The sequence below is a fragment of the Kitasatospora sp. CM 4170 genome, from assembly GCF_032110285.1.
GTDB lineage: Bacteria > Actinomycetota > Actinomycetes > Streptomycetales > Streptomycetaceae > Kitasatospora > Kitasatospora aburaviensis.
In genome coordinates this window covers 170689-196969 of record NZ_CP134877.1, presented here as the reverse complement: position 1 = coordinate 196969, position 26281 = coordinate 170689, and the positions used below count along the sequence as shown (strand labels likewise).

The following is a 26281-nucleotide window of genomic DNA, read 5'->3' as shown; positions in this document are numbered from 1 at the left end:
GTCAGGACGGGAGCCGGGGAACCGTGACGACCGGGCAGTGGGCGTGGTGCAGCAGCCCATGCGTGACGGATCCGAGCCTCATACCGGTGAACCCGCCGCGGCCGCGCCGCCCCACCACGACGGCGAGGGCGTGTCTTGAAGCCTTGGCCAGCTCCTCGACGGGATGACCACGGATCACCTCGTGGGTGAGCTTCACGTCGGGAAAGGCCATGGCCCGCCCGGCCGTGCTCTCGGCGAGCAGCCGCCGCAGCGTCCGGCCGGCCGCCTCCTCGTCGAAATGGGCGATCAACTGGGACTGCCAAACCCACACGGCGCGCAGCGCGGCTCCCCGCCGGGCCGCGAGGTCGAAGGCGACATCGACGGCGGCAGCGGACGATTCGCTGCCGTCGACCCCGACCACCACGTAGGGCGGGTCCTGGGTGATGTGCTCGGGTTCGCGCACCACGACCACCGGACAGTGCGCCTGGGCGCTCACCGGGACGGTCACCGAGAGGGCGCTGAACAGCTCCCCGAGCCGGTTCATCCGGCGTGATCCGAGGACGACGAGCCCGGCATGAGCGGACTCCCGGCACAGCGCCTGGACCGGGTTGCCGTCCGCGACGACGGTGGCCAGATCCAGCTCCGGGCGGCGCCCGCGGGCGAAGTCGGCGGCCCTCTCGAGGGCGGCGTCGCCGTGCTCGCGCAGTACCTTGTGGTAGCGGCCCTCCTCGAAGCCGCGCAGGTCGTGACTGGCCGGCGGTACGGCGTGGAGCAGCCGCAGGGGCAGGCCGCGCCGGCCGGCCTCATCGGCGGCCCAGGCCAGGGCCATGGGCCTCGGTTCGAGGGCGTCCACGCCGAACACGATCGGACGGCGTTCGCTGGCGGACGTCATGGCTCTCCTCCACCGTATGCGGGGTCGACGAGCCGGGGCCGGCCGCCATGCCCCTACCGGCACCGTAAGTCCCGCAGCGATCGGCCGCGAGGGCCGACAGGCCCCCGACGAACGGGCCACCTGCCTCTCGGCCCGCCCCTGACGTGCGTCGTGCTCCGCCTCTGCCGAGCGTGGACGGCGTCGTGTCCGTCACCGACCGGACGGGCAACGCGATCCGCCCGTTGCCGGACCAGAGCGCGTCGTAGGGCGGGCTGCCGTCCGCGTGGTGCAGAGCTACGATCCGGCCGTCGCGGCGCGGCGTGCCGTGGGCGGGTGCCCTCCACGATGACCCTGTCCCTGATGCTGGCCTTCATGGCGACCTCCAGTCGGCTCGTGTAAGGGCGCCCTTACACCCCCAGCGGACCAGCCCGCCCGGCCCCGCGCGGGCGGTCCACTGTGACCCGGGGCCTGCGGCACGACAGACGACACCGTGCGAAGCCCGGTCGGCCCCGCAGAGGGGGCCGACCGGACCTGGTAGGGGCCGGAGCCTTCGGTGAGGGTGGAGATCGGGACATCCGCGCCGTTCGCGAGGAGGCGGCCATGGACAGCCGGACGCAGGACGGACACCGCCCGCTGCTGGCCGCCACCGGGGTCCGCAAGGTCTACCGGACCGGATCCGTCGAGGTGACGGCGTTGCGTGACCTCGACCTGACGGTGCAGCCGGGCGAGCTGGTCGGGGTGATGGGCCCCTCGGGCTCCGGCAAGACCACCCTCCTCAACTGCCTCTCCGGCCTGGACGACATCGATGCCGGCCGGGTCGAGGTGGACGGCCGCGACCTGTTCGCCATGTCGGACGCCGCACGCACCGAGCACCGGGCCCACGCGATGGGCTTCGTCTTCCAGGCCTTCAACCTGATCCCGGTCTTCTCCGCCGCCGAGAACGTCGAACTCCCGCTGCTGCTCACCGGCACGCCGCCGCGCGAGGCCCGCGCCCGTGCCACCGCGATGCTGGAGCGGGTCGGCCTCGGGCACCGGGTGGGACACCGCCCCAGCGAGCTGTCCGGTGGCGAGCAGCAGCGCGTCACCATCGCCAGGGCCCTGGTCGCCCGGCCCGCCGTCGTCTGGGCGGACGAGCCCACCGGCAATCTCGACAGCGCCATGGCGGACCAGGTGATGGACCTGCTGACCACGCTCAACCGCGACGAAGGCCAGACGATCGTGCTGGTCACCCACGACGAGGCGATCGGCCGCCGGCTGCCCCGCCTGGTGCGCATGCGTGACGGCCGCCTGGTCTCCGACACCCGCCCCCGACCTCCGGCCGGGGGTACCCCCAGGGCCGAACTGGTGGGCTGACCGATGTACCCCGGCCTCCTCCTCCCGCTTCTCGGCGTCCTCGGGATGGCCCTGTTGACGCTGCTTCTCGTCGCTGTCCGGCAACCGGTCGTCCGGCGCCTCGCGCTGCGCCAGGTCGCGCGGCGGCGTACCGAGGCCGCCCTGGTGATCGGCGGCTCCGTACTCGGCACCGCGATCATCGTCGGCGCTCTCGTCGTCGGTGACACCTTGAACTTCTCGGTCCGCCAGGAGGCGTACCGCACGCTCGGCCCGGTCGACGAGCGGATCGTCAGCACGGACACCGGCGGCCACGACGTGGCCTCACGCCTCCAGCCGCTCGCCGCCGATCCCGACGTCGACGGGGTGCTGACCGCCCAGGTCGCCCAGGCAGCCGCCGTGAACACCCACACCGCCCGTCCGGCCGCCGAACCGCGGGTGCTGGCCTGGCAGATGGACCTGGACGCGGCCACTCGCTTCGGCACGGCCGGCGGCGATTCCGGACTGGGCGGTCGGGTGCCCCCGCCGGGGCAGGTCGTGGTCAACGAACCGCTCGCCCACTCGCTCCGCGTCGGCGCCGGCCAGCACATCACCGTGTACCTCTACGGCCACCCGGTCGACTACACCGTGGCGCGGGTCGTCCCGCAGCAGGGCCTCGCCGGCACCGGACTCGGCAGCCGGGTCAACCGCAACGTCTTCCTGCCGCCCGGCGCACTCGACGCTGCGGGCGGCCGGGCGGCCTCGGTGACCATGGTGTCCAACCGCGGCGGCGTCGAGACGGGCGAGAGGCTCACCGACACCGTCACCGCGAAGATCCGCAGCGCGCTCGGCCCGGACAATGCCGGTGCCGCCGTCGACGCGCCCAAGCACACCGTGCTCCAGCAGGCCCGGGAGACCGGTGACGCGCTCGGTGCGCTGTTCCTGATGATCGGCAGCTTCAGCATCATCGCCGGAGCGCTGCTGCTGGTGAACATCTTCGTGATGCTCGCCGAGGAGCGGAAGGCACAACTGGGCATGCTCCGCGCGGTCGGTCTCAAGCGCTCCCGGCTGGTCGGCTCCTTCTCCCTGGAGGGCGCCGCCTACGCGCTGGCCGCGACACTGCCCGGGGTGGCGATCGGCCTCGGCGTCGGCTGGGGTGTGGCCGTGGTCGCGGCCCAGATCTTCAAGAGCTGGTCCGTGGACGGCAGCGGCCTGGACATCACCTTTGCGGCAACCCCTACCAGCCTGCTCAACGGCGCCGCACTCGGCCTGGTGATCGCCCTGGGGGCGATCGTCGCCACCAGCTTCCGAATCAGCCGCTTCAACATCATCGCCGCCATCCGTGACCTCCCCGCCGACACCGGGCGCCGGACGCGCCATAGGCTGCTGGTCGTCTGCACGGTGCTCAGCGCGCTCTGCGCGGTGGCCGCCGTTCCCGCGATCGCCCGCAGCCAGGCCGAGCAGACCTACCTGCTTCCCGCCCTCTCGGTCGTCCTCGCGGTGCCCGCCGCCCGCCGGGTGATGCCCCGCAGGACGGCGGACAGTCTCGCGGCCGGGCTCGTCCTGCTGTGGACGCTGGTCGCCAGTGTCGTGCGGCCCCGCGTGTTCGACTCCCCGTCGATGGCGGTGTACGTCATCCTCGGCAGCCTCGCCGCGTTCTCCGCCGTCGTCCTCGTCAGTGAGAACCAGCGGGCCCTGGTGCGCCCGGTGCGCCGCCTGATGGACCGGCCCAGCCAGCAGGGCCTGGCTGCCCGGCTCGCCGCCGCCTACCCGCTGGCCAAGCGCTTCCGTACGGGCTCGACCCTGGTGATGTACACCCTGATCACCCTCGTCCTGGTCCTGCTCACCCAGATCTCCGGGATCATGAACGCAAGCGTCGATCGCGCCGTCGCCGACGCCACCGCCGGCTACACCCTGCGGCTCGACTACAACCCCCAGGCAGTCGGTGCCGACCCGCTCGCCGACCTCGGCTCCACCGCCTATGCGGGACAGGTCTCCGGCGTCACCCCGCTGCTCGATGCACGTGGCCAGTCCACCGACCCGGGCCACCGCACCACGAAGCCGCTGGAGACGGCCGTGGTCGGTGTCCCCGACGGCGCGGTCACCGGCATCACCCTCCGCGACCGGCTGCCCGGCCTGACCGACGACCCTGCCGTGTGGACCGCGCTCGCCGCACACCCCGAGTACGTCGTCGTGGACAACTTCTTCGGCCACACCGGCGGCCCTGCCGGCAAGTACTACGCCCCCGGTGACACCCTGATCCTGACCGACCCGGTGAGCGGTCGCACCGAGCAGAAGATCATCGCCGGTGTTCTGAACAGCGGCCTGGCGTTCTACCCCGCCAACGGCAGCAGTGCCACCGTCTACCCGCTGGTGGAGGGCTCGGCAAGCGTCACCGGGCAGTTCGGCCCGCAGGCCCGGACCGCGAGCGCCCTCGTGCGCACCGGCCAGGGCACCTCGCCGGAGGAACTGGCCGGGCGCCTCCAGGGCTCCCATCTGTCGGCAAGTCTCGTCGCCACCCCGATCGCCTCCGACGTGCACCGGCTGTTCGCCGCCAACACGGCGTTCTTCCGCCTGATGCAGGGCTTCCTGGCGCTCGGCCTGGGCATTGGCATCACCGGGCTCGGCGTGGTCATGGTCCGCGCCGTCCGGGAGCGCAGGCGCACCATCGGCGTGCTGCGCGCACTCGGCTGCCAGGCCCGTACCGTCGAGCGGTCGTTCCTGTGGGAGAGCGGGTTCATCGCGCTCGAAGGCGTTCTGCTCGGCAGCCTGCTGGGCGTGCTCACCACCTGGCTGATGTACCTGAAGAGCTCGGCCTTCGCCGGCCTCGAAGGCGGCTTCCCGATCGAATGGGGTCCCATCGCCACCCTGGCCGGGGCCACCCTCGCCGCCTCCCTGCTGGCCGCCCTCGGCCCCGCCCGCCACGCCGCCCGGATCAGGCCCGCACTCGCCGTTCGCCTTCCGGACTGACCTGCTGGACGGATACCGGGCAGTGCGCAGAGTGGAAGTGTCGATTCGGCGTACATCGCAGCCTCCGGGGGACGGGAGGTCGTGCGGTCACGAGGTGCGGCCGAGCCGCGTGCGCAGGTTGTGGAACTGGCGGGTCTGCATGATGAAGTGCGCGGGTTCGCCGAACATCAGGTCGAACGGCCAGGTGAACCGTCGTGGTCTGCTCAAGCCACGCGTGCGGACCACCAGGCGGGTCCCGTCGCCGGGGGCCTGCCGGAGGTGGAAGCCCCAGACGCCGTTCATGTAGGCCCGGGGCAGAGGAGCGGACCGGGCGTCGAAGGAGTGTCCGGAGGGAAGCTCCAGGTTCGACCGCAGTACCAGCGTCTGCTCGGGCTCCAGGAGCGCCACGGTGAACCAGGACCGGCCGTCCGGCGCCGCGATCAGACGCTGCCCCTCCTCCAGGCTCTGCCACTCGGGCACGATGACGTCGGCACTCGGTTCACCCATGTGGTCCAACCTGTCCCAGCTGTACCAGCCTGCGCGGTCGCCTCCCATCTGCACCAGCCAGGGCCAGACCTGCTCCGGTGGCGCCGGGAGGGTCGTGGCCATCGTCGAGGAGCTGGAGGCCTCGGGGACGAGATCATCGCCGGGGTAGCCACGCGCCGCCTCGTCGGGGGTCGCGCCCCAGGTCAGCATTCTCGGCCGCAGGATCAGGCCGTGCAGGGCCAAGGCGACCACGGCGGAAGCGGCGGCGGCCCCGAGGGTAGATCGGTGTCCGCTCATACTCCGAGCGTTGCTCTCCCCACCCGGTGACGCCACCGGGCAGCAGAAGGTCTGTCCCGGTCGCGGGCCGACGTGCTGGGCGCCGACCGTCCCGCAGGACACGACATGTCGAGTAGATGGCATTCGGCGTGTCCAGTCACTGGGGAGATCCGCGCCTGGGGCATCCGCAACTGCGGCTGGCTGCCGGCAGCAGAGTGCGTCGATGTGGGACAGCCGGAGGGCACCGCCGACGGGGGCGCCCCCGCAGATCAGCGGCCGGTTTTCACCCGTCGCCGACACCTGCCGCGCCGTGATGCGGCCGGAACCGGAGAGCCGTACCGCCCCAGGCACGCGAGCATGAGGGAATGGACGAGAGCGCCTACCGGTGACAGGCCCGGCGGCGAGCAGCCCCGGCAGGACGGAGTCGCCCGTCTGTCGCACACCCCCGGGCCGCCACGGCGGCTTTGCCACGGTGAAGCCTTGGGCGGAGCAGCCGCGCCCTTCTACGGCCCGTTCGCGGTCGCGTCCGTGATCCCGGCGCGGAGCAACTGGTGGCCGAGGTCGATCAGGGCCCGTCCGGCCGCGTACTCGTCGCCGATCTCAGGGACGGGAGGGTCGTCCGGGCTGCGCTGGGCCGTCGCGCGGGCCTCCAAGGTGTTGTCGCCGGTCTCGAGAACGGCGCGCACCTTGGTGACGTCGCCCTCCTCGAAGAGGTCGAGATTAAGGGTCCACCGCTTGGTGCGCAGTGGTTCGACCACCCTGTGCGTGTTCATCTGCGGACCTGTCCTTTCAGATTCGGCCGGGCGTGGTCGACGCGCTCGGACCCGGGAGGCGGGAGGCGGTCAGACCAGTCCGGCGCCCCATGCCCGGGCCCGGTCGAGTTCGCCCTCGCGCAGCGGGCCGTCGGCCTCCTCGACGATGAAGCCCTCCGGGTCGGCGACCACGTCGTAGTGGTGGCGGGAGAGCCGTTGGGCGATGCCCTCGGCGGCTGCGCCGCTCATCCGCATGTCGGCGCGGGTGTCGAAGGCCGCGGCGTGGGTCCCGGGCTCCGTCTTGGGGAGCTGGTGGAACCAGGTCCGCAGGCCCGGGCCCTCGGCGGTCTCGAGCGCCTCTTCGGCGGCTTCCTCGTGACCTTCCTTCTTGGCCTCGGCCGTGGCCGCCATCCGGCGGCTGAGTCCGGAGGACATTCCGTGCATGTGGGTCGGGCCGCCCACCACGAGGAGGTCTGCCGTGCGCGTCATTTCGGTGTCGGCGAGGGCCACGGGCAGGCAGTCGACCGACGCCTCGGGGTCGGCCTGGTGAACTCCTTCGGCGATGGCATGGGCGACCTCGCGGGTGTTGCCGTACATGCTCTCGTACACGATCACGGTGTGCATGGTTACCACCTCTCGTTGGTACCAGCTTCCCGCGGCGGTCCCGGCCGGGGAACGGCCGTTCGGCCCTTGGCCGGGGCGTCGAACGGTCCTCGGGCGGCGCGGTGTCAGTGGTGGGGGACGATCACGACAGGACAGCGAACGTGGTGGATCGCGGCGTGGACCACTGGTCCGAGGTGGGGGCCGAGCGGCAGCCGGCGGCTGCGCCGGCCTAGTACGACCAGGCCGGCCGTCGCCGAGGCGTCCACCACGACGTCGGCAGCGTTGCCCCGTACCAGGTCGGACCTTGCGTCGACCTGCGGGTAGCGGGTCCGCCAGGGGGTGAGAGTGTCCGCCAGCTGCGTGCTAGCGGCGGCGGACAGCTCCTTCTCCGCGCCGCCGATCGCGGCGAAGGCCATGTACTCGCTGCCGACCGGCGGCGCCCAGGCGTGGACGGCCCGCAGGCGTGCCGAGCGCAGTGCGGCGGCTTCGAAGGCGAAGGCGAGAACGTCGTCGGCCGGCTGCCGGACGTCGAGGCCGATCAGGACGTCCTGCGTCTGGGCGTCGGCTTCGGGGCCGTCCTCGCGGACTCGGACGAGGACCACGGGGCAGGTCGCCCGACCCAGGACCTCCTGGCTCACCGAGCCGACCAGGAAGCCTTGCAGCGTGCTCAGCCCTCGGGAGCCGAGCACCAGCATGGTGGCTCCGCGCCCGGCGGCTTCCAGGGCCTCGGCCGGGTCGTGGGGGACGTGGGCGGAGGTCACCTCCAGGCCGGCGAGTTCGGCGTGCAGGGTCGCCTCCTTGGCGCCCAGTCGATGTCGGCTCCAGGTGATGGCGTCGGCCGTGCCGAGCACATCGGTCTTGGGCCAGGGCCAGGCCTGGAGGAGTTCCAGCGGGAGCCGTCGGCGCGACGCCTCCAGGGCCGCCCAGTCGGTGGCGGCGAGACTCTCCGGCGAGCCGTCGAATCCGACGACGATGGGACGGTTCACGGTGTTCTCCGGTTCGTGGGCGGTGCTGGGGAGGCGGGTGTCGGTCGCGGAGCGAGTCCGGGCGGCGTCGAGGCGGCGGGTGGCATCGTCCGCCACGTCGGTCGGTCCGTCGTCCGTCCTGGCCATCGCGGCCCAGGGGCCCGGCCCTGGGCATCGCGGTCAGTATCGAACGGCTTCACGGCCCGCGCCCGGGCGAGGCGTCCGGAGTGCCGCGCAAGACCGCAGCGGGTCAGGGGAGGCGCGGCGCGCAACGGTGCACGGGCCGCAGACCCGACGCGCCGCCCGGCTGCGGACGGTGCAGGCTGGAACCAGAGCACGCCGCAGGATGCCCGAGCGGCGGGCGCTGATGTGTCCGGCGGGCGGCGCCGGTACGAGTGGCGCGAAATCGGTCGCCGGGCTCGGAACGGGAGCCGGAGGATGGCCCATACCCACGCGCGCACCGGCGAGCGGCTGGCCGACCAGGCGGACCTGGTTGGCGAGGCACTGCGGCGGGTGACGGAGGCGGTGCTCGGCTCGCCGGCCGTCGAGGTCGGACGGGAACTGGAGGCGGCCGAGCGAGCGGTGCGGCCGCTGTTCGAAGAGCTGGAGGACGACGTCACGGTCGTTCTCGCGGTCGAGGACGCAAGGTCGCAGGACCTCCGGGAGCTCGTGGCCGAGATCCACATCGGCGGAGACCTGCGGCACCTGGCCGACCAGGCCCGGCAGATCGGGGAGATCGCCTCGGCGCGGCGCGTCAGGGGGCCGTTCCCGGAGGAGCTCCGCACCCCGTTGGGAGGTCTCACCGACCTGGTGGTCGGCATGGTGACGCTGGCCGCGGCGGCACTGCGGGAGCCGTCCGCGGCGACCGTGGCCGACCTCCATGACGGGCTCAACGCTGCCGCCCAGCGCCAACGGCTGCTGTACGAGCGGATCATCGACGAAGGGGCGGCCGTCGACCCTGCGGACGTGCTGGACGCGGTGCTGCTGGCGGCCTGCTGCGCGCGCTGTGTGCACCATGCGCTGTCGGCGGCCCGGTTCGCGGCGCTGTTCGCCGATTCGCCGTAGCCGTCCGCGCCTACGGCAGGCCCGCGACGGCGGTCGTCGCCGCGAGCCCGCGCAGGACGCCGGCGTGGCGGACGGCGCCGGCGTGGGCGATGACCGCCACGGCCAGGGCGGGTTCGGCGAGGTCGACGACCGGTCGGCCGTCGTGGACGAGGTGGGCCAGCAGTTCCGTGACGGAGCGGGAGAAGGCGGCGGAGGCGGACGCCGGGACACGGGCGGCGAGATCGCCGGCGCCGACCACGGTGACGCCGTCGGCGAGCACCCGCTCCACGCCGGGCTCGGCTCCGGCGACGGTCCGCCCGTAGGGCCCGCAGGCCAGGTCCACCACCACTGACCCCGGCCGGAGCCTGCGGAGGGCGTCGTCGTCGATCAGCAGCGGCGGGGCGCTGTCCGAGGGCTCGACCGTGCTGATCACGATGTCGAAGGACGGCAGGGCCGCCGCCGGTGCCCGCTCACTCGCCCCGTGGACCTGCACGTCGGCGCCGAGCAGCCGCGCCGTCTCGATTGCCCGCCGAGTGGCAGGGCCACCCCCCAGAACCAGGACGCCGGTCGGTCGGCCGGCGGGTTCCCGGCCGAGCCGGTCGGCGGCCAGGCGGACAGCCTCGGACCCGGCGAACTCCGCCTGGCCCGCCGCCGCGTCCAAGCTGCTCGCCGGCCCGGCCGTGGCCGCCAGCTGGTCCAGACTGATCAGGGTCGCCCCCTCGTCGGCCCACCGGCGGACCACGAAGGGGGCGTGCATCGGTCGCAGCAGGCCGAGGAGGATCTGTCCGCGGCGCATTGGCCCGAGTGTGCCGACCGTGGGCCGCCGGACCACGACCACGATGTCCGCCGAGGTCACCTTAGCTCTGGAGACGACGCGCGCCCCGGCAGCCCGGTACACAGCGCCGGTGAAGCCCGCGACGGCCCCCGCGCCGCCCTCGACCAGGACGCTCAGCCCGAGGACGCAGACGTCACGCACGCCTTCCGGTACGAGCGCCACCCGTGTCTCTCCCGGGTGCCGTTCGCGGAGCACGCCCAACGTCACGGCCGCCATCGCCGACCTCGCTGTCCGTCACGGAAAAGCCCTGCGCCCTCCCAGTATCAGCCTTTGCGAGGCCCCCCGATCACCCCGGATACTCGAACGGGAGCCGTTGCCCGGCTCCGCGCGGAGGTGGCCGTGACCCGTCGTGGTTGGCAGTTCTGGGTGGACCGAGGGGGGACGTTCACCGACGTCGTCGGAATGAGCCCGGACGGTCGTCTGGTCACCCACAAGCTGCTCTCGGTGGACCGCCGCCGCTACCGTGACGCCGCCGTCGCCGGTATCCGGCACCTCATGGGGCTCACCCCGGGAGAGCCCCTCACCGACGCCGGTATCGAGGCCGTCCGGATGGGTACCACCGTTGCCACGAACGCCTTGCTGGAACGCACCGGCGAGCGGACCGCACTGGTCGTCACCCGCGGTTTCGGTGACGCCCTGCGGATCGGCTACCAGGACCGCCCGCACATCTTCGCCCGCCGGATCGTCCTCCCCGAGCCGCTGTACGACGAGGTGATCGAGGCGGACGAGCGGATCACCGCTGACGGCACGGTGCTGCGCCCGCCCGACCTCGACGGGCTCGGCGCCCGGTTGCGGACGGCGTACGACCGTGGAATCCGCTCGGTCGCGGTGGCCCTTCTGCACAGCCACCTCCACCCGGCGCACGAGCGCGTGATCGGTGAACTCGCCCACCGCATCGGCTTCCCGCAGGTGTCGCTTTCCAGTGAGGTCAGCCCGCTGATGCGGCTGGTGCCGCGCGGTGACACCACGGTCGTGGACGCCTACCTGACACCGGTGCTTCGTCGCTACATCGACGAAGTGGCGGACGAACTGCGCGGGGTGCGGCTGATGTTCATGCAGTCCAACGGGGGCCTCGCCGCGGCCGGTCACTTCCGGGGCAAGGACGCGATCCTCTCCGGCCCGGCCGGCGGTATCGTCGGAATGGCCCGAATGTCCGAACTGGCAGGCCGCGACCGGGTGATCGGCTTCGACATGGGCGGCACCTCGACGGACGTCTCGCACTACGCGGGTACCTACGAGCGAGTGGTCAGCACCCAGGTGGCCGGGGTGCGGTTGCGGGCGCCGATGCTGGCGATCCACACGGTCGCCGCGGGTGGCGGATCGGTGCTGCACTTCGACGGCGCCCGCTACCGGGTCGGCCCGGACTCGGCCGGCGCCGACCCCGGCCCGCTCTCCTACCGGGCTGGCGGACCGCTGACGGTGACGGACGCCAACCTCATCCTCGGCCGGATCCAACCCGGCTGCTTTCCAACGGTCTTCGGGCCCGGTGGCGACCTGCCGCTGGACCGGGAGGCGGTCCAGGAGGCGTTCCGCGGCCTCGCCGCCGACATCTCCGGCCGGACGGGCGATGACCGGACACCCGAGCAGGTCGCCGAGGGCTTCCTGCGGATCGCCGTGGACAACATCGCCAACGCCGTGAAGCGGATCTCGGTCCAGCGGGGGCACGACGTCACCCGCTACGCGCTCACCACCTTCGGCGGCGCGGGTGGCCAGCACGCCTGCGCGGTCGCCGACGCCCTGGGCATCCGCACCGTTCTGGTACCACCGGCGGCCGGACTGCTCTCCGCGCTCGGCATCGGGCTCGCCGACACCACCGTGATGCGCGAGCAGTCCGTCGAACTCCCTCTGGAACAGGCGTCGATGGGCAGGGTCAGGGCGGTGGCCGAGGCGCTCACCGCGACCGCCCGGGCCGAGCTGCTGGCCGAGGACGTCCCGGCGGACCGCGTCCGGACGGTCCGGCGGGCCCGGCTGCGCTACGACGGCACGGACACCGCGATTCCGGTGGACCTGGCCGATCCGGCGGCCATGGCCGCCGCCTTCGAGGCCGCCCACCGAGCGTTGTACTCATTTCTGATGAACCGTCAAGTCATCGTCGAGGCGATGTCGGTGGAGGCGACAGGTCTCACCGGTCCGGTCGACCTCGACCTCCTGGGTGTGGCTTCCGGCGAAGAGCCCGGCGTGCCCGAGGAGGCCGACCTGTACAGCGGCGGGACATGGCGGAAGGTCGGCCTGCACCGACGTCAACTGCTGCTCCCGGGCCGAACGGTGACCGGTCCTGCGATCGTGGCCGAGTCCGGCGCCACCACCGTGATCGATGACGGCTGGCGGATGACGGTCGCCCCACTGGGTCATCTGCTGCTGGAGCGGTCCGCCGTGCCCGGGGCCGAGACCGTCGGCACCGAGGCGGACCCGGTGCTGCTGGAGGTCTTCAACAACCTCTTCATGTCGATCGCCGAACAGATGGGAGCACGGCTGGAGTCCACCGCGCAGTCGGTCAACATCAAGGAGCGGCTGGACTTCTCCTGCGCCCTGTTCGACCCGGACGGCAACCTCGTCGCCAACGCCCCGCACATCCCGGTCCACCTCGGTTCGATGGGCACCACCGTCCAGGAGGTGATCCGGCGGCGCGGCGGTTCGATGAGGCCCGGCGACACCTATGCCGTCAATGACCCCTACCACGGCGGCACCCACCTTCCCGACATCACCGTGGTCACCCCGGTCTTCGACGAGGCCGGAGAGCGGATCCTGTTCCACGTCGCCTCCCGCGGGCATCACGCCGAGATCGGCGGGCTCACACCCGGCTCGATGCCGGCCACCAGCCACCGGATCGAGGAGGAGGGCGTGCTGTTCGACAACTGGCTGCTGGTCGAGGGCGGGCGGCTGCGGGAGGCGGAGACCCGGAAGCTGCTGCGCGAGGCGCCGTACCCCTCGCGCAACCCGGAGACCAACCTGGCCGACCTCCGGGCCCAGATCGCCGCCAACCGCAAGGGCGTCGAGGAGATCGGCGCGATGATCGGCCACTTCGGGCTGGACGTGGTGCAGGCGTACATGAGGCACGTCCAGGACAACGCCGAGGAGGCCGTGCGCCGGGTGATCGGCCGGCTGGACAACGGCGCTCACCGGTACGAGACCGACGCCGGGGCGGTGATCGCCGTACGCGTCACCGTCGACCACCGGGACCGTTCGGCCGTCATCGACTTCACCGGCAGCGCGGACCAGCTCGACAGTAATCTCAACGCGCCCGCGTCGGTGGCCACCGCGGCGGTACTGTACGTCTTCCGCACCCTGGTGGCCGAGGACATCCCGCTCAACGACGGTTGCCTGCGGCCACTGCGGATCGTCGTCCCGCCGGGGTCGATGCTGGCCCCGCACTACCCGGCCGCCGTGGTCGCCGGGAACGTCGAGACCTCGCAGGCGATCGTGGGCGCCCTCTACGCGGCGCTCGGCGTCCAGGCGGAGGGCTCGGGCACGATGAACAACGTCAGCTTCGGCAACCGGGATCACCAGTACTACGAGACACTCGGTTCAGGCTCCGGCGCGGGCGACGGCTTCCACGGTGCCTCCGTGGTGCAGACCCACATGACGAACTCCCGGCTCACCGACCCCGAGGTCCTGGAGTGGCGACTGCCGGTCCTGCTGGAGGAGTTCTCCGTCCGGGCGGGCAGCGGGGGCCCTGGACGATGGCATGGCGGCGACGGCGCCGTTCGCCGGATCCGGTTCCGCGAGCCGATGACCATCAGCCTCCTCTCCAGCCACCGCCGTGTCCCTCCGTACGGCCTCGCGGGGGGCCGGTCCGGCGCCCTCGGCGCCAACCGCGTCGAACGCGCCGACGGCTCGGTCCACCATCTGGCCGGGTGCGACTTCGTCACCGTGGAACCGGGCGATGTCCTGGTGGTCGAGACCCCCGGTGGCGGTGGCTACGGCCGCCCCTGACGTCGATCCGGCCTGACACCAGTACCGGCCTTGCGGGGGAATGGGCACGACGATGACCGGGCAGTGGGCGCGAGGGAGCAGGCCGTGGGGGACGGAGCCGAGCCGCATCCCGGTGAAACCACCGCCACCGCGGCGTCCCACGACTACTGCGAGCGCGTGTTCGGAGGCCTTGGCCAGCTCCTCGACGGGTGGCCGCGGATCACCTCGTGCGTGAGCGTGACGTCGGGGTGGACGCCGTGGTGGCCGGCCGTGGTCTCGCGGAGCAGTCGCCGGCAGCCTCCGCGGCTCGACCTGCGCACACCGTCCCGGCGGCTGCCCTACCGACGGTTGCCCGCCCCTACGGCCCTCAAGCCAGCTTCCGGGCGACGGATTCGGCCCAACGGTCGACGTCCGCCCAGTCCCGGTGGTCACCGTAACGCCCGCCCATGAGCTTGAACGCCGCGCGCCCGGGAAGCGGCCAGTGGTCCGGCTCTACGGCCCCTGAGAAGTCGTGGTGATCCTGAAGGCCGACGACGCTCCAAAGGCTGTCCGACTGCCGGGAACGGCGCCTGGCACGCAGCGCTCGCAGCCGCTTGGCGACGAAGGGGCGGAACGCGCTGCCCTGTTCACCGAGCAGGCTCACGCTGAAGAGCCAGACGGGGAGGCCGGCGAGCGCGTCGGCGTTTCCGGCGGGCGAATTCGACGGCGGCGGGCAACCACCGACCGTCGTGGACCGCGCTTCCGAGGACGGCCGCATCGAGGTCCTCCAGTTCCGTATCCTCCAGTACGAGTGAGGGGCCGAGTGGTACGAGGGACATGACCACGACGTGGTGGCCGTGACGTCGCAGCCCGGCAGCGATGCGTTCGGCGATGCCGCGGGTGGAACCGTGTTCGCCGGCGTAGCCGACGAGAACCCGCATCGCACCATCACCCGCCGTCACCTTGGGGCGAGGCCGGTTCGGTGCCTCGGGTCGGCCGGATCGCCCGACTCCGGCGGACAGACGTTCCTCGATGTGCCGCCGGACATCGGCGGAGTACCGGAGCTGTCGCTCGGAGACGACCGTGGCCGGGGGCCAGGGAGAAGTCGACCACCGGGCGCCTGGCGGCTGCGAGCACGCAGAGCGCCGCTTTCGAAGCCACCGTGGTCTGGTGGCACACCCGATCGGGCAGGTACGACTCCACCAACTGCGCCTCTGGCAGGAGCGGCTCCAGGTCCGCCCGGGGCCGGCCGAGCGCGGTGGCGAACGCGGCCGGATCCTCCTCGTCGACGCAGACCCCGGTGAGGTAGTCGAGCGCCGGTTCCAGCCCGGCCACGACCAGGAACCCGCGATCAGGAGGCAGACCACGTACGAACAGCCTGAAAGTCGTCGGACCTGTCGTTCCTTCCAGGAGGAGCGAATGCGCCATCCTCACCTCGTACAGATCGGTGGTCAGGGCCGTCGACATGGCGTCAGTTCTCTTCTCGGGGTGGTGTGTCGGTGGTGCCGTGCTCGTGGCCGTCGTGGTGCTGGTAGTGGTGGACGCGGGCGTCGGGGCCCGGGAAGTACTCGGTGGTCCTGCCGCTGTCCGACCAGCGCACGTCGTAGGGCGGGCTGCCGTCGGTGTGGTGCAGCCCCACGATCTCGCCGTCGCGCCGAGTTGCGCCGGGGCGGGTGCCCTCGACGATGATCCGGTCGCCTATTGAGGCCTTCATCTTCTGCTCCCTGCATCCGGGGCCAGGGCGCGATCGAGGCGGACCTGCGCCGAGTCGTGCAAGAGCGCCTCGGACGCGGCGAGGTCACCGACGCCGAACTGACCGCCCTGTGCGAACGGGCGATCCGCAACCACGACCCGTGCATCTCGTGCTCGGCCCACTTCCTCGACCTCACCGTCGAGCGCACCGCGGCCCGCCACTGAACCGGCAGCGATGCCGCCGTTCGGACGGTGCCGAGGGCGGGCCCGTGGACGGTGCGGTGCTGCGTAGTCCACGACTGCCCTTACCCGGCCGTGCTCGTGTGGCCGGTGAGGTCGAGGATCTCGTCGACCGGGCGGCGCGGGGTGGCGGGTCCGGGCGGGCCGTAGCCGAGGCGAAGGACGAGTTGGACGTGGCCGGGGCCTTCGTCCGGGTCACGCAGGCCCCAGCGGGTGTCGGGCCACTCGACGGCCTGGTGCAGGACCGAGATGCGCACGCCGTGGGCCGTCGCCAGCAGCCACACCCGCTCCATCGCCTGGCCCGCGCGCAGCCAGTCCGAGGTCCGGTCACCGTGCGTGGTGAGCGTGGCGAGCTGGGGCAGTGCCTCGAAGCGCTGGGATGCCGTGGTGGACGGCGTCCGGCCGGTGAAGCTCCGCATGGGCACGTGGGCGTCATGGTCCTGCGGCCCCAGCGCGGCCGCCGGGATGCCGTCCGCCGCCGGCTTCTCCAGCCGCAGCCACGTGCGGGTCTCGGCCACCCGCGCCAGGTCGGTTCCGGTGCGCCGCTCGGCGTCGTGGGTCAGGGCCAGCACCCGTCGTACTCCGGCCTCCTCCAGCAGGGACAGAACCGCGCCCTCGTCGAGGGCCGCCGCGATGAGTTCGCCGGACACGACCTCGGGGACGTCCCGGTTGACGAACGGCTGACGGCTGGAGTGGCGCTGTCCGATGGCCTTGAAGAGGTCCCTGCCGAAGGGAAGCGGTGTCGGCGAGGGGCGGGCGAGGCGGACGGTCGCGACGAGGTGCGGCTCGGCCCCGTCGGGGAGGAGCCGCACCTCCGGATCGCGTCCGAGCCGGAGGCCGGCGACCCGGAGGTTGAACAGGGCCGCACCGACCGAGACGTGCAGGGCCCGACCGTCCGGGTCGGTGATCGGTACGGCGCGGTCCAGGTCGGCGTACACGTACATGCCGAGCGAGTCGGGCATGGGGCGGAAGCGCCAGGGCTGGCTGTTGTGCAGGGACGGCGCAGCGCCGGCCGCGGCGACAAGGAACCGCAGCTGTTCCGGGGCGAGGGGTTGCTCGGTCATCGTTGACAGCTCCTTGAGCCGGTCGGACCGGTATGCGCTTCCGGTGGCTGGCGCGGGCCGCCACGGGATGTCCCTGCCCGGTCCGGGCGGGGGTCGGCCTTGCCGCGGCTTCCATCATGCGTCGCAGGCCGAACCGCCGGCTTGGGCCCACCGGCCCCACAACGCCCGCCGTACGTCCCCCGTGCGCGGTCGTCAGCGACCCGTCAACCCCGACCACGATCCGGCGTGACGCCGGGACGTCCCCCTCCATCGCCTACCTCGCTTCCCGAGTGGGCCGGCGGTTTCGCAGGCTTGCACGGCAGGGACCGCCCCATGGCTGTTTCAACTCTCCGCCCCATCAGGACGTGATGCAGTCCGCCGCGCGGGCCCCGGCCGAGTCGTCCGCGGCCGACCAGCCTGCCGGGCCGTGCATCCGGAGAGACCATGAGGGTGTCCGAGAACATGCCGCACCGGATCCGCCTGCCCTGCCACCGGGCAGGGCAAGGCCCGCCCTCCGGTGTGTCGCTCCGGAGGTGATGGCCGTGGCAGGCACCGAGACGTCGCCCGTCCGGGTGGAGGCCCGACTGGACCTTCCGCTCTCGCGCTGGCTCTGGCTGGTCAAGTGGATCCTCGTCATCCCGCACTGGATCGTCCTGTGCTTCCTGTGGGTGGCCTTCGTCCTGCTCACCGTGGTCGCGTTCTTCGCGATCCTGTTCACCGGCCGCTACCCGCGCGGGATCTTCGACTTCAACCTGGGTGTGCTGCGCTGGTCGTGGCGGGTGTCCTACTACGCCTACGGCGGCCTCGGGACCGACCGCTACCCGCCGTTCAGCCTCGGCGCGGAGCCCGACTACCCGGCGACGCTGGACGTCACCTACCCCGGAGAGCTCTCCCGCGGTCTGGTGCTCGTGAAGTGGTGGCTCCTGGCCCTGCCGCACTACCTGGTGGTCGGTGTCTTCGTGGGTGGGTGGTTCCAGGAGCGTTGGGGCGGCGGCGGGCTGATCGGCCTGCTGGCACTGTTCGCGGGGGTGGCGTTGGCCGCGACCACGCGCTATCCGCCGGGCATCTTCGATCTCCTGGTGGGGCTGAACCGCTGGGTGCTCCGGGTCGTCGCGTACGCGGCCCTGATGACCGACTCGTACCCGCCGTTCCGGCTCGACCAGGGGGGCGTCGGCCCGGCCGACCGGGACGTGCGGTGACACGGGCGGTCCGCCGGCCGGCCGGTCTGACCGAGGAGCAGGCGGCCCGGCTCCTGGTGGAGCACGGGCCGAACACGGTCGGGGCGCCACCGAGCCCCCCGCTGTGGTCCAGGGCCGCCGCACAGCTGCGCGACCCCCTGATCCTGGTGCTGCTCGCCGCCGTGGTGCTGACCTTGGCGACCGGCGACCACGCCGACGCGGTCGTGATCGGGTTCGTCGTCGTGGTGAACACCGCCGTGGGCGTCACGCAGGAGGTCCGCGCGGACAACGCGGTGGCGGCCCTCTCGGCGCTCTCCGCCCCCGCGGCCCGGTTCTGCGTGACGGCCGGGAGCGCGAGGTGGCGGCCGCCGCCGTGGTTCCGGGGGACGTTCTGCTGCTCGCCGAGGGAGACATCGTCCCCGCCGACGCGGACCTGACCGAAGCCTCCGCGCTGTTGGTCGACGAGTCGATGCTGACCGGGGAATCCGTACCCGTCGACAAGGACGTGACCGCCGCGGCCGGGCTCAGCGCCGGCACGGTGGTGGTACGCGGTCGGGCGGTGGCGATCGTCACCGCCACCGGCTCCGGCAGCGCGCTGGGCCGGATCGCCGCCTCGCTCCACCCGCGCCCCCGGGCCACCCCGTTGCAACGGCGACTCGCCGGGCTCGGACGGGTGCTGGCCCTGGTCACCGTCGCCCTCTGCGTGGTGGTCTTCGTCCTCGGGCTGGCGCGCGGCCAGGCTCCCGAGGCGATGGCGGTCACCGCGATCAGCCTGGCCGTGGCGGCCGTACCGGAATCGCTGCCCGCCGTGGTGACGCTCGCGCTCGCGATCGGTGCCCGTCGGATGGCCGCCCGCCGAGCCGTCGTGCGCAGGCTCCCGGCCGTCGAGACCCTCGGCTCGGTCACCGTGCTCGCGACCGACAAGACCGGCACGCTCACCGAGGGGCGGATGGTGGTCGAGCGGCTGTGGGCACCCGGATGGGAGGCCGCGGTGACCGGCACCGGCTACCGGCCCGAGGGCGAGGTCCTGGTGGAACCCCCGGACGGACGGGACCAGGCCCGGGCGTTGCTGAGGGTGGCGGCGCTGTGCAACGACGCCTCGTTGCGGCCGCCGCAGCCCGGTGAGGACGGGCAGTGGGCGGCGTTGGGGGACCCGACCGAGGCGGCCCTCCTGGTGGCTGCGGCCAAGGCGGGCTTGGACCCCGCCGTGCTTGCGGAGCTGGCCCCGCGGGTGGACGAGCTGCCGTTCGACAGCCTCCGCAAGCGGATGACGACGGTGCACCGGACGCCCGCCGGGTGGCTGGAGGTCTGCTTGAAAGGTGCTCCCGAAGCAGTTCTCGACACCGCCCTGGTGGATGACGACGCCGGCACGCTGTCCCGGGCGGCGGAGCACGCGGCGCGGCTCGCCACCGACGGCTACCGGGTCCTGGCAGTGGCGTACGCCCTACGGGACCGCCCGGGCGCCGCGGTCGAGTCGGGGCTGCGACTGCTCGGACTGGCGGCGCTCAGCGACCCGCCCAAGCCGGCGGCGGAGGCCACCCTCGCCGCCTGCCGGCGTGCCGGAATCACGCCGGTTCTGATCACCGGTGACCACCCCGCCACGGCCCGCGCGATCGCCGAGCGGGTCGGCCTCCTGGAACGTGGGTCGGCGACCGGCCGGGTGGCCACCGGCCCCGACCTCGCCGCAGGTCTGGTACCCGACCTCACCGCCGTGCGCGTCTTCGCCCGGACGGACCCGCGGCAGAAGCTCGACATCGTCGAGGCCTGGCGCGCGGCCGGCGCCGTCACCGCGATGACCGGCGACGGCGTCAACGACGGCCCGGCGCTCCGGCACGCGGACATCGGCGTGGCCATGGGTCGGCGCGGTACCGAGGTGGCCCGCCAAGCCGCCGACCTCGTCCTCGCCGACGACGAGCTCGCCACCCTGGTGTCGGCCGTTGAGGAGGGGCGCCGGGTCTACGACAACATCCGCCGCTTCCTGCTGTACGCCATGTCCGGCGGAGCGGCGGAGATCCTGGTCATGCTCCTGGGCCCGCTGTTCGGTCTCGCGCTGCCGCTGCGCGCCGGCCAGATCCTGTGGATCAACCTGCTCACCCACGGTCTGACCGGCGTCGCGGTCGGCGCCGAACCCGTCTCCGCCCAGGCGATGCGGCGACCGCCCCGAGCCCCGCACGAGCACGTGCTCGGTGCCGGCCTCTGGCAGGGGGTTCTCGCGCTCGGCGCGGTGGTCACGGCCGTGAGCCTGACCGCCGCCCTGTGGGCCGAGGCCGCCGGGCGGCCGTGGCAGAGCGTGCTGTTCCTCGCCCTGCTGGTGGCGCAGCTCGGAGTGGTCCTCGGGCTGCGCGAGCGGCTGTTCACCCGGGCGAACCCGTTCCTCCCGGCGGCCGTCCTGGCGTCGGCGGGACTGGCGGTGGCCGCCCTGTACCTGCCGCTGCTCCAGGACGTCCTGCAGACCGTGCCACTGTCCTGGACGGACACCGGGGCGGCGGCGACGGCAGGGTTGGCGGCCTTCGGGGCGGCACGGCTGGGCGCGCGCGGGCTGATCCTCCCGGCACGGCGGAAGGACTGAGCAGAACCCGCCCGCTCCACTCCGTGGTCGAGGAGGCAGGTGGCGTGGGTGAGGACCACATCTCTGGTTCGGGACGTGTCGGACTTCGACGCGGTCGTTCTCGGCAGCTCGCTCTACGCGGGCCACTGGCACCGCGACGCCCTGCGCTGCGCACGCGACCACGCTGAGGCCCTGGCCCGGCGCCCGGTCTGGCTGTTCAGCAGCGGCCCGGTGGACAGCTCCGCCGAGCAGCACGACATCCCGCCGGTGCACGGCGCCGCCGTGGAGATGCGACACCTGCACGCCCGCGGGCATGTCACCTTCGGCGGCAGCGTCACGGCGGAGACCCCGGGCTGGATCGCCCACAGCCTCGTCAAGCACGGCAAGGCCGGCGACTTCCGCAGCCCGGAACACATCCAGCGCTGGGCCCACGAGATCGGTGTCGAGTTGCGCTCCGCGGACCAGACGTAATGCCGGGTCCGGTGTCCGCGGGTGTCCGGCGGCCCGGCCTTCGGGGCCGACCGGCCCTGGTACGGGGGATTCCCGGCGGCGGAGGGTTGAGATGCACCCGCCGGGAGTGCGTCACCGCCGTCGGACCGGACCGAGGGAGCCTCAGATGGCCACCGCCCAGTACCAGCCATCCACCGCGGCGACCCGGCCGGCCGACGACGTCGGCGGGGCCACCGAACTGCGCGGCACGGAGGATCACGAGGCCAGGCCGGACACCGATCGGGCGTCGGTCTTGCTGACCGACTCCCAGCCGCTGCGCGTCGGGGCCTGGCAGGACACACCCGACGCCTATCTGGCCCAGTACGCGCACGTCACCGGCCGTCCGCAACGCCACCTCGACGCCATGTCCGACCTGCCCGCCCACCTGACCGGCCGACTCGACGCGGACACCGCGGCCGCCCTCCTGGCCGAATGCCCGGTGATCACCGACCTGGCCGCCCAGCACCTCGGCCCGTCGGGGGACGACCTGCTGCGCCTGCTGGTCCGCCACCAGGACCGGCGCTTCGAGGAACTCCTGCGTTCCCGGGGTGTATCGCCGCGCAAAGGTGCGGTCTCCTTGCTGTTGGCCCTGCGCACCGCCGGGATCCGGACGGCGGCGGTCTCCACCAGCCGGCGCGGCACGCTCCTGCTCCGCGGGGCCGGGCTGGCCGACCTGGTGGATGTCTGCGTGGACGCCGGGGACGCGGGGCACTACGGGCTCGCCGGACCGCCCGACCCGGGCCTGTACGAGCTGGCGCTGAGACTGCTGCAGACCGCACCGGCGCGCTCGGCGCTGCTGGCCGGCACGCCGCTGGGCACGGCGGCCGGTGTCCGGGCCGGCTTCGGCCGGACGGCCGCGATCACCTTCGATCACGGAAGCCCCTCGGCGCCGTGGCCGGCCGAGGGGCCGCTCGTGCGCGGACTGGACGCCGTCGCGGTCGTCGATAGCGGTTGAGTCCTCAGCGTACGAGAACGCGCTCGCCCGAGCGCGGGACGACCGCCGTCCAGCCCAGTTCGCGGTCGATCCGGTCGCGCAACTCCTGGGAGCCCTCGGGCTCGCCGTGCACCAGGTAGGTGGCGTTCGGCGGCGGGGCGTGCCTGAGCCAGTCGATCACTTCGGATGCGTCCGCGTGGGCGGAGAACGCGGGGACGTTGACCACCTCGGCGCGCACCGGCACGTAGGTGCCGTACATCTTCAGCACCCTGGCGCCGTCCACCAGGTCACGGGCCCGGGTACCGGCGGCGGCGTAGCCGACGATGATCACGGTGTTCCGCGGGTCGGGCAGCAGGTGGCGCAGGTGGTGGACTACCCGTCCGCCGGTGGCCATGCCGGAGGCGGAGACGAGGACGGACGGCATCCTGGAGCGTTCCAGCGCCAGTGACTCCTGGAGCGAGTGGATCAGTGAGAACGGTTCCGGGTCGAGGGCCGTCGCGCCTTCGTCGAGTACGTCGGGGCGCAGTTCGGGGGAGCGGGTGGCGAACGCCTCGCGGTAGATCTGCAGGGCCGCGAGCGCCATCGGGCTGTCGACGAACACGGGGGCTCCCGCGGGAAGCCGTCCGGCCCGGCGCAGTTCGGCGAGCTGGTGCAGTACGACTTCGGTGCGGTCGACGGCGAACGAGGGGACGACGACGGTGCCGCCGCGGGCGAGGGTGCGTTCGATCGCACGGGCGAACCACTCGCGGGCGGCGGTCTCCTCGTGGTGCCGGTTGCCGTAGGTGGACTCCATCAGGAGGACGTCCGCTCCGCCGAACGGTTCGGGCGCCCGCAGCAGCGGGTGGACGGGCCGGCCGAGGTCGCCGCTGGCGGCCAGGGTGTGTCCGTCCTCCAGGGTGAGGTGTGCCCAGGCGGAGCCGAGGATGTGTCCGGCGTGGTGCAGTCGGAGGACCGTTCCGGCGATGATCTCCACGTCGGCCTCCAACGGCACGGGGTCGAACATGGCGATGGTGCGCTCCACGTCGTCCTCGTCGTACAGCGGCTGGGCGGGGCGGTGTTTGGACCAGCCGTGCTCATTGGCGTGGTCCGCGTCCTCGCGTAGCAGATGGGCACTGTCGCGCAGGATCAACTCGGCCAGCCGCGCCGTGTTCGCTGTGGTCAGGACCGGCCCGCGGAAACCTTCCCGGACGAGGCGCGGTAGGTAGCCGCAGTGGTCCAGGTGGGCGTGGGTGAGCACCACGGCGTGGACATCCGCCGGGTCGAGCGGCGGCGGGCGCCAGTTGCGGCGGCGAAGCTCGGCCAGGCCCTGGAACAGGCCGCAATCGACCATGATCCGGGCATGGTCGGTCTCCACCAGGAACTTGCTGCCGGTGACGGTGCCGACACCGCCGAGGAACGTGAGCAGGCCCGGGCGGGGCCGTGGGGGAGGGGCACTGCCGTCTGACGTCATGGTGACCTCCGGATCGGAAATCCCCGGCCTCCCATCGTGACCCCGGATCGGCGAGCTGTCCTGGCCGGGTCGGCCCAGGCAGCGGGGCCGAACGGCCCTGGGGGCGACCCGGTCCGGCAGCGGACAGTGAAGGTACGGCACCGGCTGCGAAGGAGTGAGGACCATGCAGCACCGCACCGTCCAGGACGTGATGACCCAGGAGGTCGTCACCGCCAGGCCCGAGACGCCGTTCAAAGAGGTCGCAGCGCTCTTCCACCGCAACGACATCACAGCCATTCCGGTCCTCGACGACCAGGGGCACCCGCTCGGCATGGTCTCCGAGGCCGACCTGATCCGCAAGGAGGCTGTGCTCCCGGACCCGGAGGGCCGCTACCCGGGCCGCTGGCTCGACGCGCACGACCGCGCCCGCGCGGAGGCCGAGACCGCCGGCGGACTGATGACCAGCCCCGCCGTCACCGCCCGGCCCGGCTGGTCCGTGCCGGAGGCCGCCCGTGCCATGGACAAGCACAAGGTCAAGCGGCTGCCCGTGGTCGACGAGGTTGGCCGGCTGGTCGGCATCGTGAGCCGCCGGGACCTGCTCCAGGTCTTCCTGCGCCATGACGCGGCGATCCGCGAGGAGATCACGCACGACGTGCTCGGCCGGACACTCTGGCTCGCCCCTGATGACGTCCAGGTCGCCGTCCACGACGGCGTGGTGACCCTCGGCGGACGGGTGCCCCGTCGGAGCCTGATCCCGATCAGCGAGCAGTTGTGCCGGGCCGTGGACGGCGTGGTGGCTGTACACCAGTCGCTCGACTGGACCGAGGACGACACCGAGCTGCTCATGGAGCACCCCCGTGCCTACCGGCCGGGCCGGTGACAGGTGAGCTGCCCGGTGAGGTGATCGTGAATTCCCCACCTGTGACGGTGCCGCCGTGCCGGTGTCCGGAGGACACCGGCACGGTCACGGGTTGTCGGCCTCGGCGGCTACGACGTGCCGCTTGACGGCGGCGAAGCTGTCCGGTGTCACCGAGACGGAGTCGATGCCGGCCTCAACCAGGAAGCGAGCGAACTCCGGGTCTTTGCAAGGGGGTTGTCCGCACAGGCCGACGGTTCGGCCGACCGCGTGGGCCGTGGCGATCAGGCTCTCGATGCGGCGCGTCACGGCCGGGTTGCGCTCGTCGAAGAGGTGCGCCAGCCGATCGGAGTCACGGTCGACGCCGAGGGTGAGCTGGGTCGGGTCGTTGCCCGTCAAGGGCCGGCGGCCGACCGATCGAGTCCGGGCGGCGGCCATGAAGGAGTGGAGTCCCGTGAACTCCGGCGCACCATCGAGGAGCTCGACCCGACAGGGCTGCCCGGCCCACCCACCCGGTACCGGTCAGCCCTGGCCCCGATGTCGGGCCTGCGCTTCTCTGGAGGCAGGAGGCATTTCCGAGGGAGGCGCACCATGCCGCACGCCGAGGCCCCCTCCGCGCAGACCCTGATGCACACCCAGGGCGGCCGCACGATCGCGGTCTCCCGGTACGCCCCTAGCAGTCCTGCCACCGGAGCGGGGACACATCGTCCTGGACACCGCCTGCGAGCCGTGCGACCGCGATGCGGTCCGGGGCCTGCTGACCCCTGGCGAGGCCAGGGAACCGGCGTCCCTGCTGCCGCGCCAGGCCGCCGGGGTCCCGATCACCCGGAGCATGAGCGATGCGCATCGCCGACACGATGATCACCCCGCCGGTTACGGTTCCACCGGGGGCGTCGGCACGGCAGGCCGCACGCCGGATGGAGACCGAGGCGGTCGGCTGCGTGCTGGTCGCCGAGCACGACACGCTGCACGGCATCGTCACCGACCGCGATCTGGCCCTGCGGGTGCTCTCCACGGGCACCGACCCGCAGACGCCGGTGTCGGAGATCATGTCGGTGCCCGTGGTCACGGTCGACGTGGCCGACGAGCTCGAAGCCGCCTACCGGGCCTTCCGCCGCGCCGGGGTCCGGCGTCTGCCGATCCTCGACGGCGACCGCCTGGTCGGCCTGCTCACCGTCGACGACCTCTTCCTGGACGTACTTCACCGCCTGTCGGACGTGCTCGGTCCGGTCTCCTGGAGCGCTCTCCGCGAGAGCAACCGACGTCCGGGCCCCGGAAGCACCCCCGCCGAGACCACCTGGAGCGCACGATGACACGCCAGTGGAACACCGTCGGCGAGCTGATGACCCACGCCGTCGTCGCCGTCGGCCGGGACGCCACCTTCCGGGAGGTCCTGGACACACTCCAGCGCTGGAAGGTCAGCGCCCTGCCGGTGCTTGCCGGTGACGGGCGCGTGATCGGTGTGGTCTCCGAAGCCGACCTGCTGACCACCCAGGACCGTGAACCTGAGCGCGCTGCCGCGTTCACCGCCGGACAGATGATGTCGGAACCGGCCGTCACCGTGCACGCCGACAGCCCGACGGCGGAAGCCGCCCGGGCGATGGCTCGGGGTCATCTCAAGCGCCTCCCCGTAGTGGACGACGAGGACTTCCTCGTCGGCGTCGTCAGCCGCGGAGACTTGCTCAAAGTGCACCTCCGCACCGACGAGGACCTCGCCGGCCAGGTGCGGTTCGAACTGCTCGCGACGCTCCGCCCGGCACAGGCGTCGGCGATCGACGTCCGGGCCGAGGAGGGCCGGGTCACGCTGACCGGCGCGACGCCTGATCCCTCGTCCCTTCCTGCGCTGGAACGATTGGTCCGAGCCGTTCCCGGCGTGGTGGACGTCGAGCTCAAGCTCGCCACCCCGGTCTGAC

24 protein-coding genes and 4 pseudogenes are annotated in these 26281 nt (G+C 72.7%); 13 read left to right on the top strand and 15 right to left on the bottom strand.

The window, feature by feature from the left end:
• Position 1: 1 nt before the first annotated feature.
• Together RMN57_RS00910 and RMN57_RS00905 are read right to left on the bottom strand one after the other, a co-directional pair.
• Positions 2–871, bottom strand: coding sequence for a universal stress protein (locus tag RMN57_RS00910; protein ID WP_313761400.1), 870 nt, complete (start codon positions 869–871; stop codon positions 2–4).
• Positions 783–1172: pseudogene (locus RMN57_RS00905) on the bottom strand (DUF1918 domain-containing protein); the annotation flags it as partial. The gene RMN57_RS00910 and the pseudogene RMN57_RS00905, both read right to left, overlap by 89 nt.
• A 278-nt stretch (positions 1173–1450) precedes the next feature.
• Here RMN57_RS00905 and RMN57_RS00900 point away from each other — a divergent pair.
• Positions 1451–2203, top strand: coding sequence for an ABC transporter ATP-binding protein (locus RMN57_RS00900; protein WP_313761399.1), 753 nt, complete (start codon positions 1451–1453; stop codon positions 2201–2203).
• A gap of 54 nt (positions 2204–2257) precedes the next feature.
• A complete protein-coding gene (locus RMN57_RS00895; protein ID WP_313761398.1) occupies positions 2258–5128 on the top strand; it encodes an ABC transporter permease in 2871 nt (956 codons plus the stop codon).
• An 87-nt stretch (positions 5129–5215) separates the two neighbouring features.
• Here the strand turns inward: RMN57_RS00895 and RMN57_RS00890 are convergent, their stop codons facing one another.
• The 4 genes from RMN57_RS00890 to RMN57_RS00875 form a co-directional block, all read right to left on the bottom strand.
• On the bottom strand, positions 5216–5890 hold the full coding sequence (locus RMN57_RS00890; protein WP_313761397.1) for a hypothetical protein: 675 nt from the start codon (positions 5888–5890) through the stop codon (positions 5216–5218).
• Between the two features lie 482 nt (positions 5891–6372).
• Complete coding sequence (locus RMN57_RS00885; protein WP_313761396.1) at positions 6373–6642, bottom strand: dsRBD fold-containing protein; 270 nt, start codon at positions 6640–6642, stop codon at positions 6373–6375.
• A gap of 69 nt (positions 6643–6711) precedes the next feature.
• Entirely contained in the window at positions 6712–7245 is a 534-nt protein-coding gene (locus RMN57_RS00880) for a flavodoxin domain-containing protein (protein ID WP_313761395.1), read from the bottom strand.
• Positions 7246–7349: 104 nt separating this feature from the next.
• Complete coding sequence (locus RMN57_RS00875; RefSeq protein WP_313761394.1) at positions 7350–8336, bottom strand: universal stress protein; 987 nt, start codon at positions 8334–8336, stop codon at positions 7350–7352.
• Positions 8337–8627: 291 nt separating this feature from the next.
• Between RMN57_RS00875 and RMN57_RS00870 the strand changes: the two genes are divergently transcribed.
• Positions 8628–9254 (top strand): PhoU domain-containing protein, encoded by a 627-nt coding sequence (locus tag RMN57_RS00870; protein ID WP_313761393.1) that lies wholly within the window; start codon positions 8628–8630, stop codon positions 9252–9254.
• A gap of 10 nt (positions 9255–9264) precedes the next feature.
• On the opposite strand, the gene RMN57_RS00865 is transcribed toward RMN57_RS00870, so the two are convergent.
• Positions 9265–10284: an NAD(P) transhydrogenase subunit alpha gene (locus RMN57_RS00865; RefSeq protein ID WP_313761392.1), complete on the bottom strand. Its 1020-nt coding sequence runs from the start codon at positions 10282–10284 to the stop codon at positions 9265–9267.
• A 123-nt stretch (positions 10285–10407) separates the two neighbouring features.
• On the opposite strand from RMN57_RS00865, the gene RMN57_RS00860 reads away from it, so the two are divergent.
• Positions 10408–14001 (top strand): hydantoinase B/oxoprolinase family protein, encoded by a 3594-nt coding sequence (locus tag RMN57_RS00860; protein WP_313761391.1) that lies wholly within the window; start codon positions 10408–10410, stop codon positions 13999–14001.
• Between the two features lie 42 nt (positions 14002–14043).
• Here the strand turns inward: RMN57_RS00860 and RMN57_RS00855 are convergent.
• From RMN57_RS00855 to RMN57_RS00840, 5 genes and pseudogenes are all read right to left on the bottom strand, one after another.
• A pseudogene (locus tag RMN57_RS00855) lies at positions 14044–14276 on the bottom strand (universal stress protein); the annotation flags it as partial.
• A gap of 71 nt (positions 14277–14347) precedes the next feature.
• Positions 14348–14623: a hypothetical protein gene (locus RMN57_RS00850; protein WP_380237264.1), complete on the bottom strand. Its 276-nt coding sequence runs from the start codon at positions 14621–14623 to the stop codon at positions 14348–14350.
• A complete protein-coding gene (locus tag RMN57_RS36960) occupies positions 14607–14900 on the bottom strand; it encodes a flavodoxin domain-containing protein (RefSeq protein WP_380237262.1) in 294 nt (97 codons plus the stop codon). The genes RMN57_RS00850 and RMN57_RS36960 overlap by 17 nt, the downstream gene beginning before the upstream one ends.
• A 139-nt stretch (positions 14901–15039) precedes the next feature.
• Positions 15040–15426, bottom strand: a pseudogene (locus tag RMN57_RS00845) (nicotinate phosphoribosyltransferase); the annotation flags it as partial.
• 4 nt (positions 15427–15430) lie between these two features.
• Positions 15431–15673 (bottom strand): DUF1918 domain-containing protein, encoded by a 243-nt coding sequence (locus RMN57_RS00840; RefSeq protein ID WP_313761389.1) that lies wholly within the window; start codon positions 15671–15673, stop codon positions 15431–15433.
• A 14-nt stretch (positions 15674–15687) separates the two neighbouring features.
• Here RMN57_RS00840 and RMN57_RS00835 point away from each other — a divergent pair.
• A pseudogene (locus tag RMN57_RS00835) lies at positions 15688–15876 on the top strand (Ni/Fe hydrogenase subunit alpha); the annotation flags it as partial.
• Positions 15877–15956: 80 nt separating this feature from the next.
• Here RMN57_RS00835 and RMN57_RS00830 read toward each other — a convergent pair.
• Entirely contained in the window at positions 15957–16955 is a 999-nt protein-coding gene (locus RMN57_RS00830) for an Acg family FMN-binding oxidoreductase (protein ID WP_313761388.1), read from the bottom strand.
• 521 nt (positions 16956–17476) lie between these two features.
• Here RMN57_RS00830 and RMN57_RS00825 point away from each other — a divergent pair.
• The 5 genes from RMN57_RS00825 (at position 17477) to RMN57_RS00805 (ending at position 22104) form a co-directional block, all read left to right on the top strand.
• Positions 17477–18133, top strand: a complete 657-nt coding sequence (locus RMN57_RS00825; protein ID WP_313761387.1) for a DUF4389 domain-containing protein — start codon at positions 17477–17479, stop codon at positions 18131–18133.
• The gene (locus RMN57_RS00820; protein WP_313761386.1) at positions 18130–18549 is read left to right on the top strand and encodes a cation-transporting P-type ATPase; all 420 of its coding nucleotides are present in this window, start codon (positions 18130–18132) and stop codon (positions 18547–18549) included. The genes RMN57_RS00825 and RMN57_RS00820 overlap by 4 nt, the downstream gene beginning before the upstream one ends.
• Positions 18471–20681: a cation-transporting P-type ATPase gene (locus tag RMN57_RS00815; RefSeq protein ID WP_313761385.1), complete on the top strand. Its 2211-nt coding sequence runs from the start codon at positions 18471–18473 to the stop codon at positions 20679–20681. Before RMN57_RS00820 ends, RMN57_RS00815 begins: the two co-directional genes overlap by 79 nt.
• Before the next feature lie 48 nt (positions 20682–20729).
• On the top strand, positions 20730–21131 hold the full coding sequence (locus RMN57_RS00810; protein ID WP_313761384.1) for a flavodoxin domain-containing protein: 402 nt from the start codon (positions 20730–20732) through the stop codon (positions 21129–21131).
• 145 nt (positions 21132–21276) lie between these two features.
• Positions 21277–22104, top strand: coding sequence for an HAD family hydrolase (locus RMN57_RS00805; protein WP_313761383.1), 828 nt, complete (start codon positions 21277–21279; stop codon positions 22102–22104).
• Positions 22105–22108: 4 nt separating this feature from the next.
• Here the strand turns inward: RMN57_RS00805 and RMN57_RS00800 are convergent, their stop codons facing one another.
• On the bottom strand, positions 22109–23533 hold the full coding sequence (locus tag RMN57_RS00800) for an MBL fold metallo-hydrolase (protein ID WP_313761382.1): 1425 nt from the start codon (positions 23531–23533) through the stop codon (positions 22109–22111).
• A gap of 163 nt (positions 23534–23696) precedes the next feature.
• Here RMN57_RS00800 and RMN57_RS00795 point away from each other — a divergent pair, with 163 nt between their 5' ends.
• A complete protein-coding gene (locus tag RMN57_RS00795; protein ID WP_313761381.1) occupies positions 23697–24392 on the top strand; it encodes a CBS domain-containing protein in 696 nt (231 codons plus the stop codon).
• A gap of 84 nt (positions 24393–24476) precedes the next feature.
• Here RMN57_RS00795 and RMN57_RS00790 read toward each other — a convergent pair whose 3' ends face one another.
• Positions 24477–24806 (bottom strand): putative PEP-binding protein, encoded by a 330-nt coding sequence (locus tag RMN57_RS00790; RefSeq protein WP_313761380.1) that lies wholly within the window; start codon positions 24804–24806, stop codon positions 24477–24479.
• 401 nt (positions 24807–25207) lie between these two features.
• Between RMN57_RS00790 and RMN57_RS00785 the strand changes: the two genes are divergently transcribed.
• Entirely contained in the window at positions 25208–25681 is a 474-nt protein-coding gene (locus RMN57_RS00785; RefSeq protein WP_313761379.1) for a CBS domain-containing protein, read from the top strand.
• Positions 25678–26280 (top strand): CBS domain-containing protein, encoded by a 603-nt coding sequence (locus RMN57_RS00780; protein WP_313761378.1) that lies wholly within the window; start codon positions 25678–25680, stop codon positions 26278–26280. The genes RMN57_RS00785 and RMN57_RS00780 overlap by 4 nt, the downstream gene beginning before the upstream one ends.
• Position 26281 lies beyond the last annotated feature (1 nt).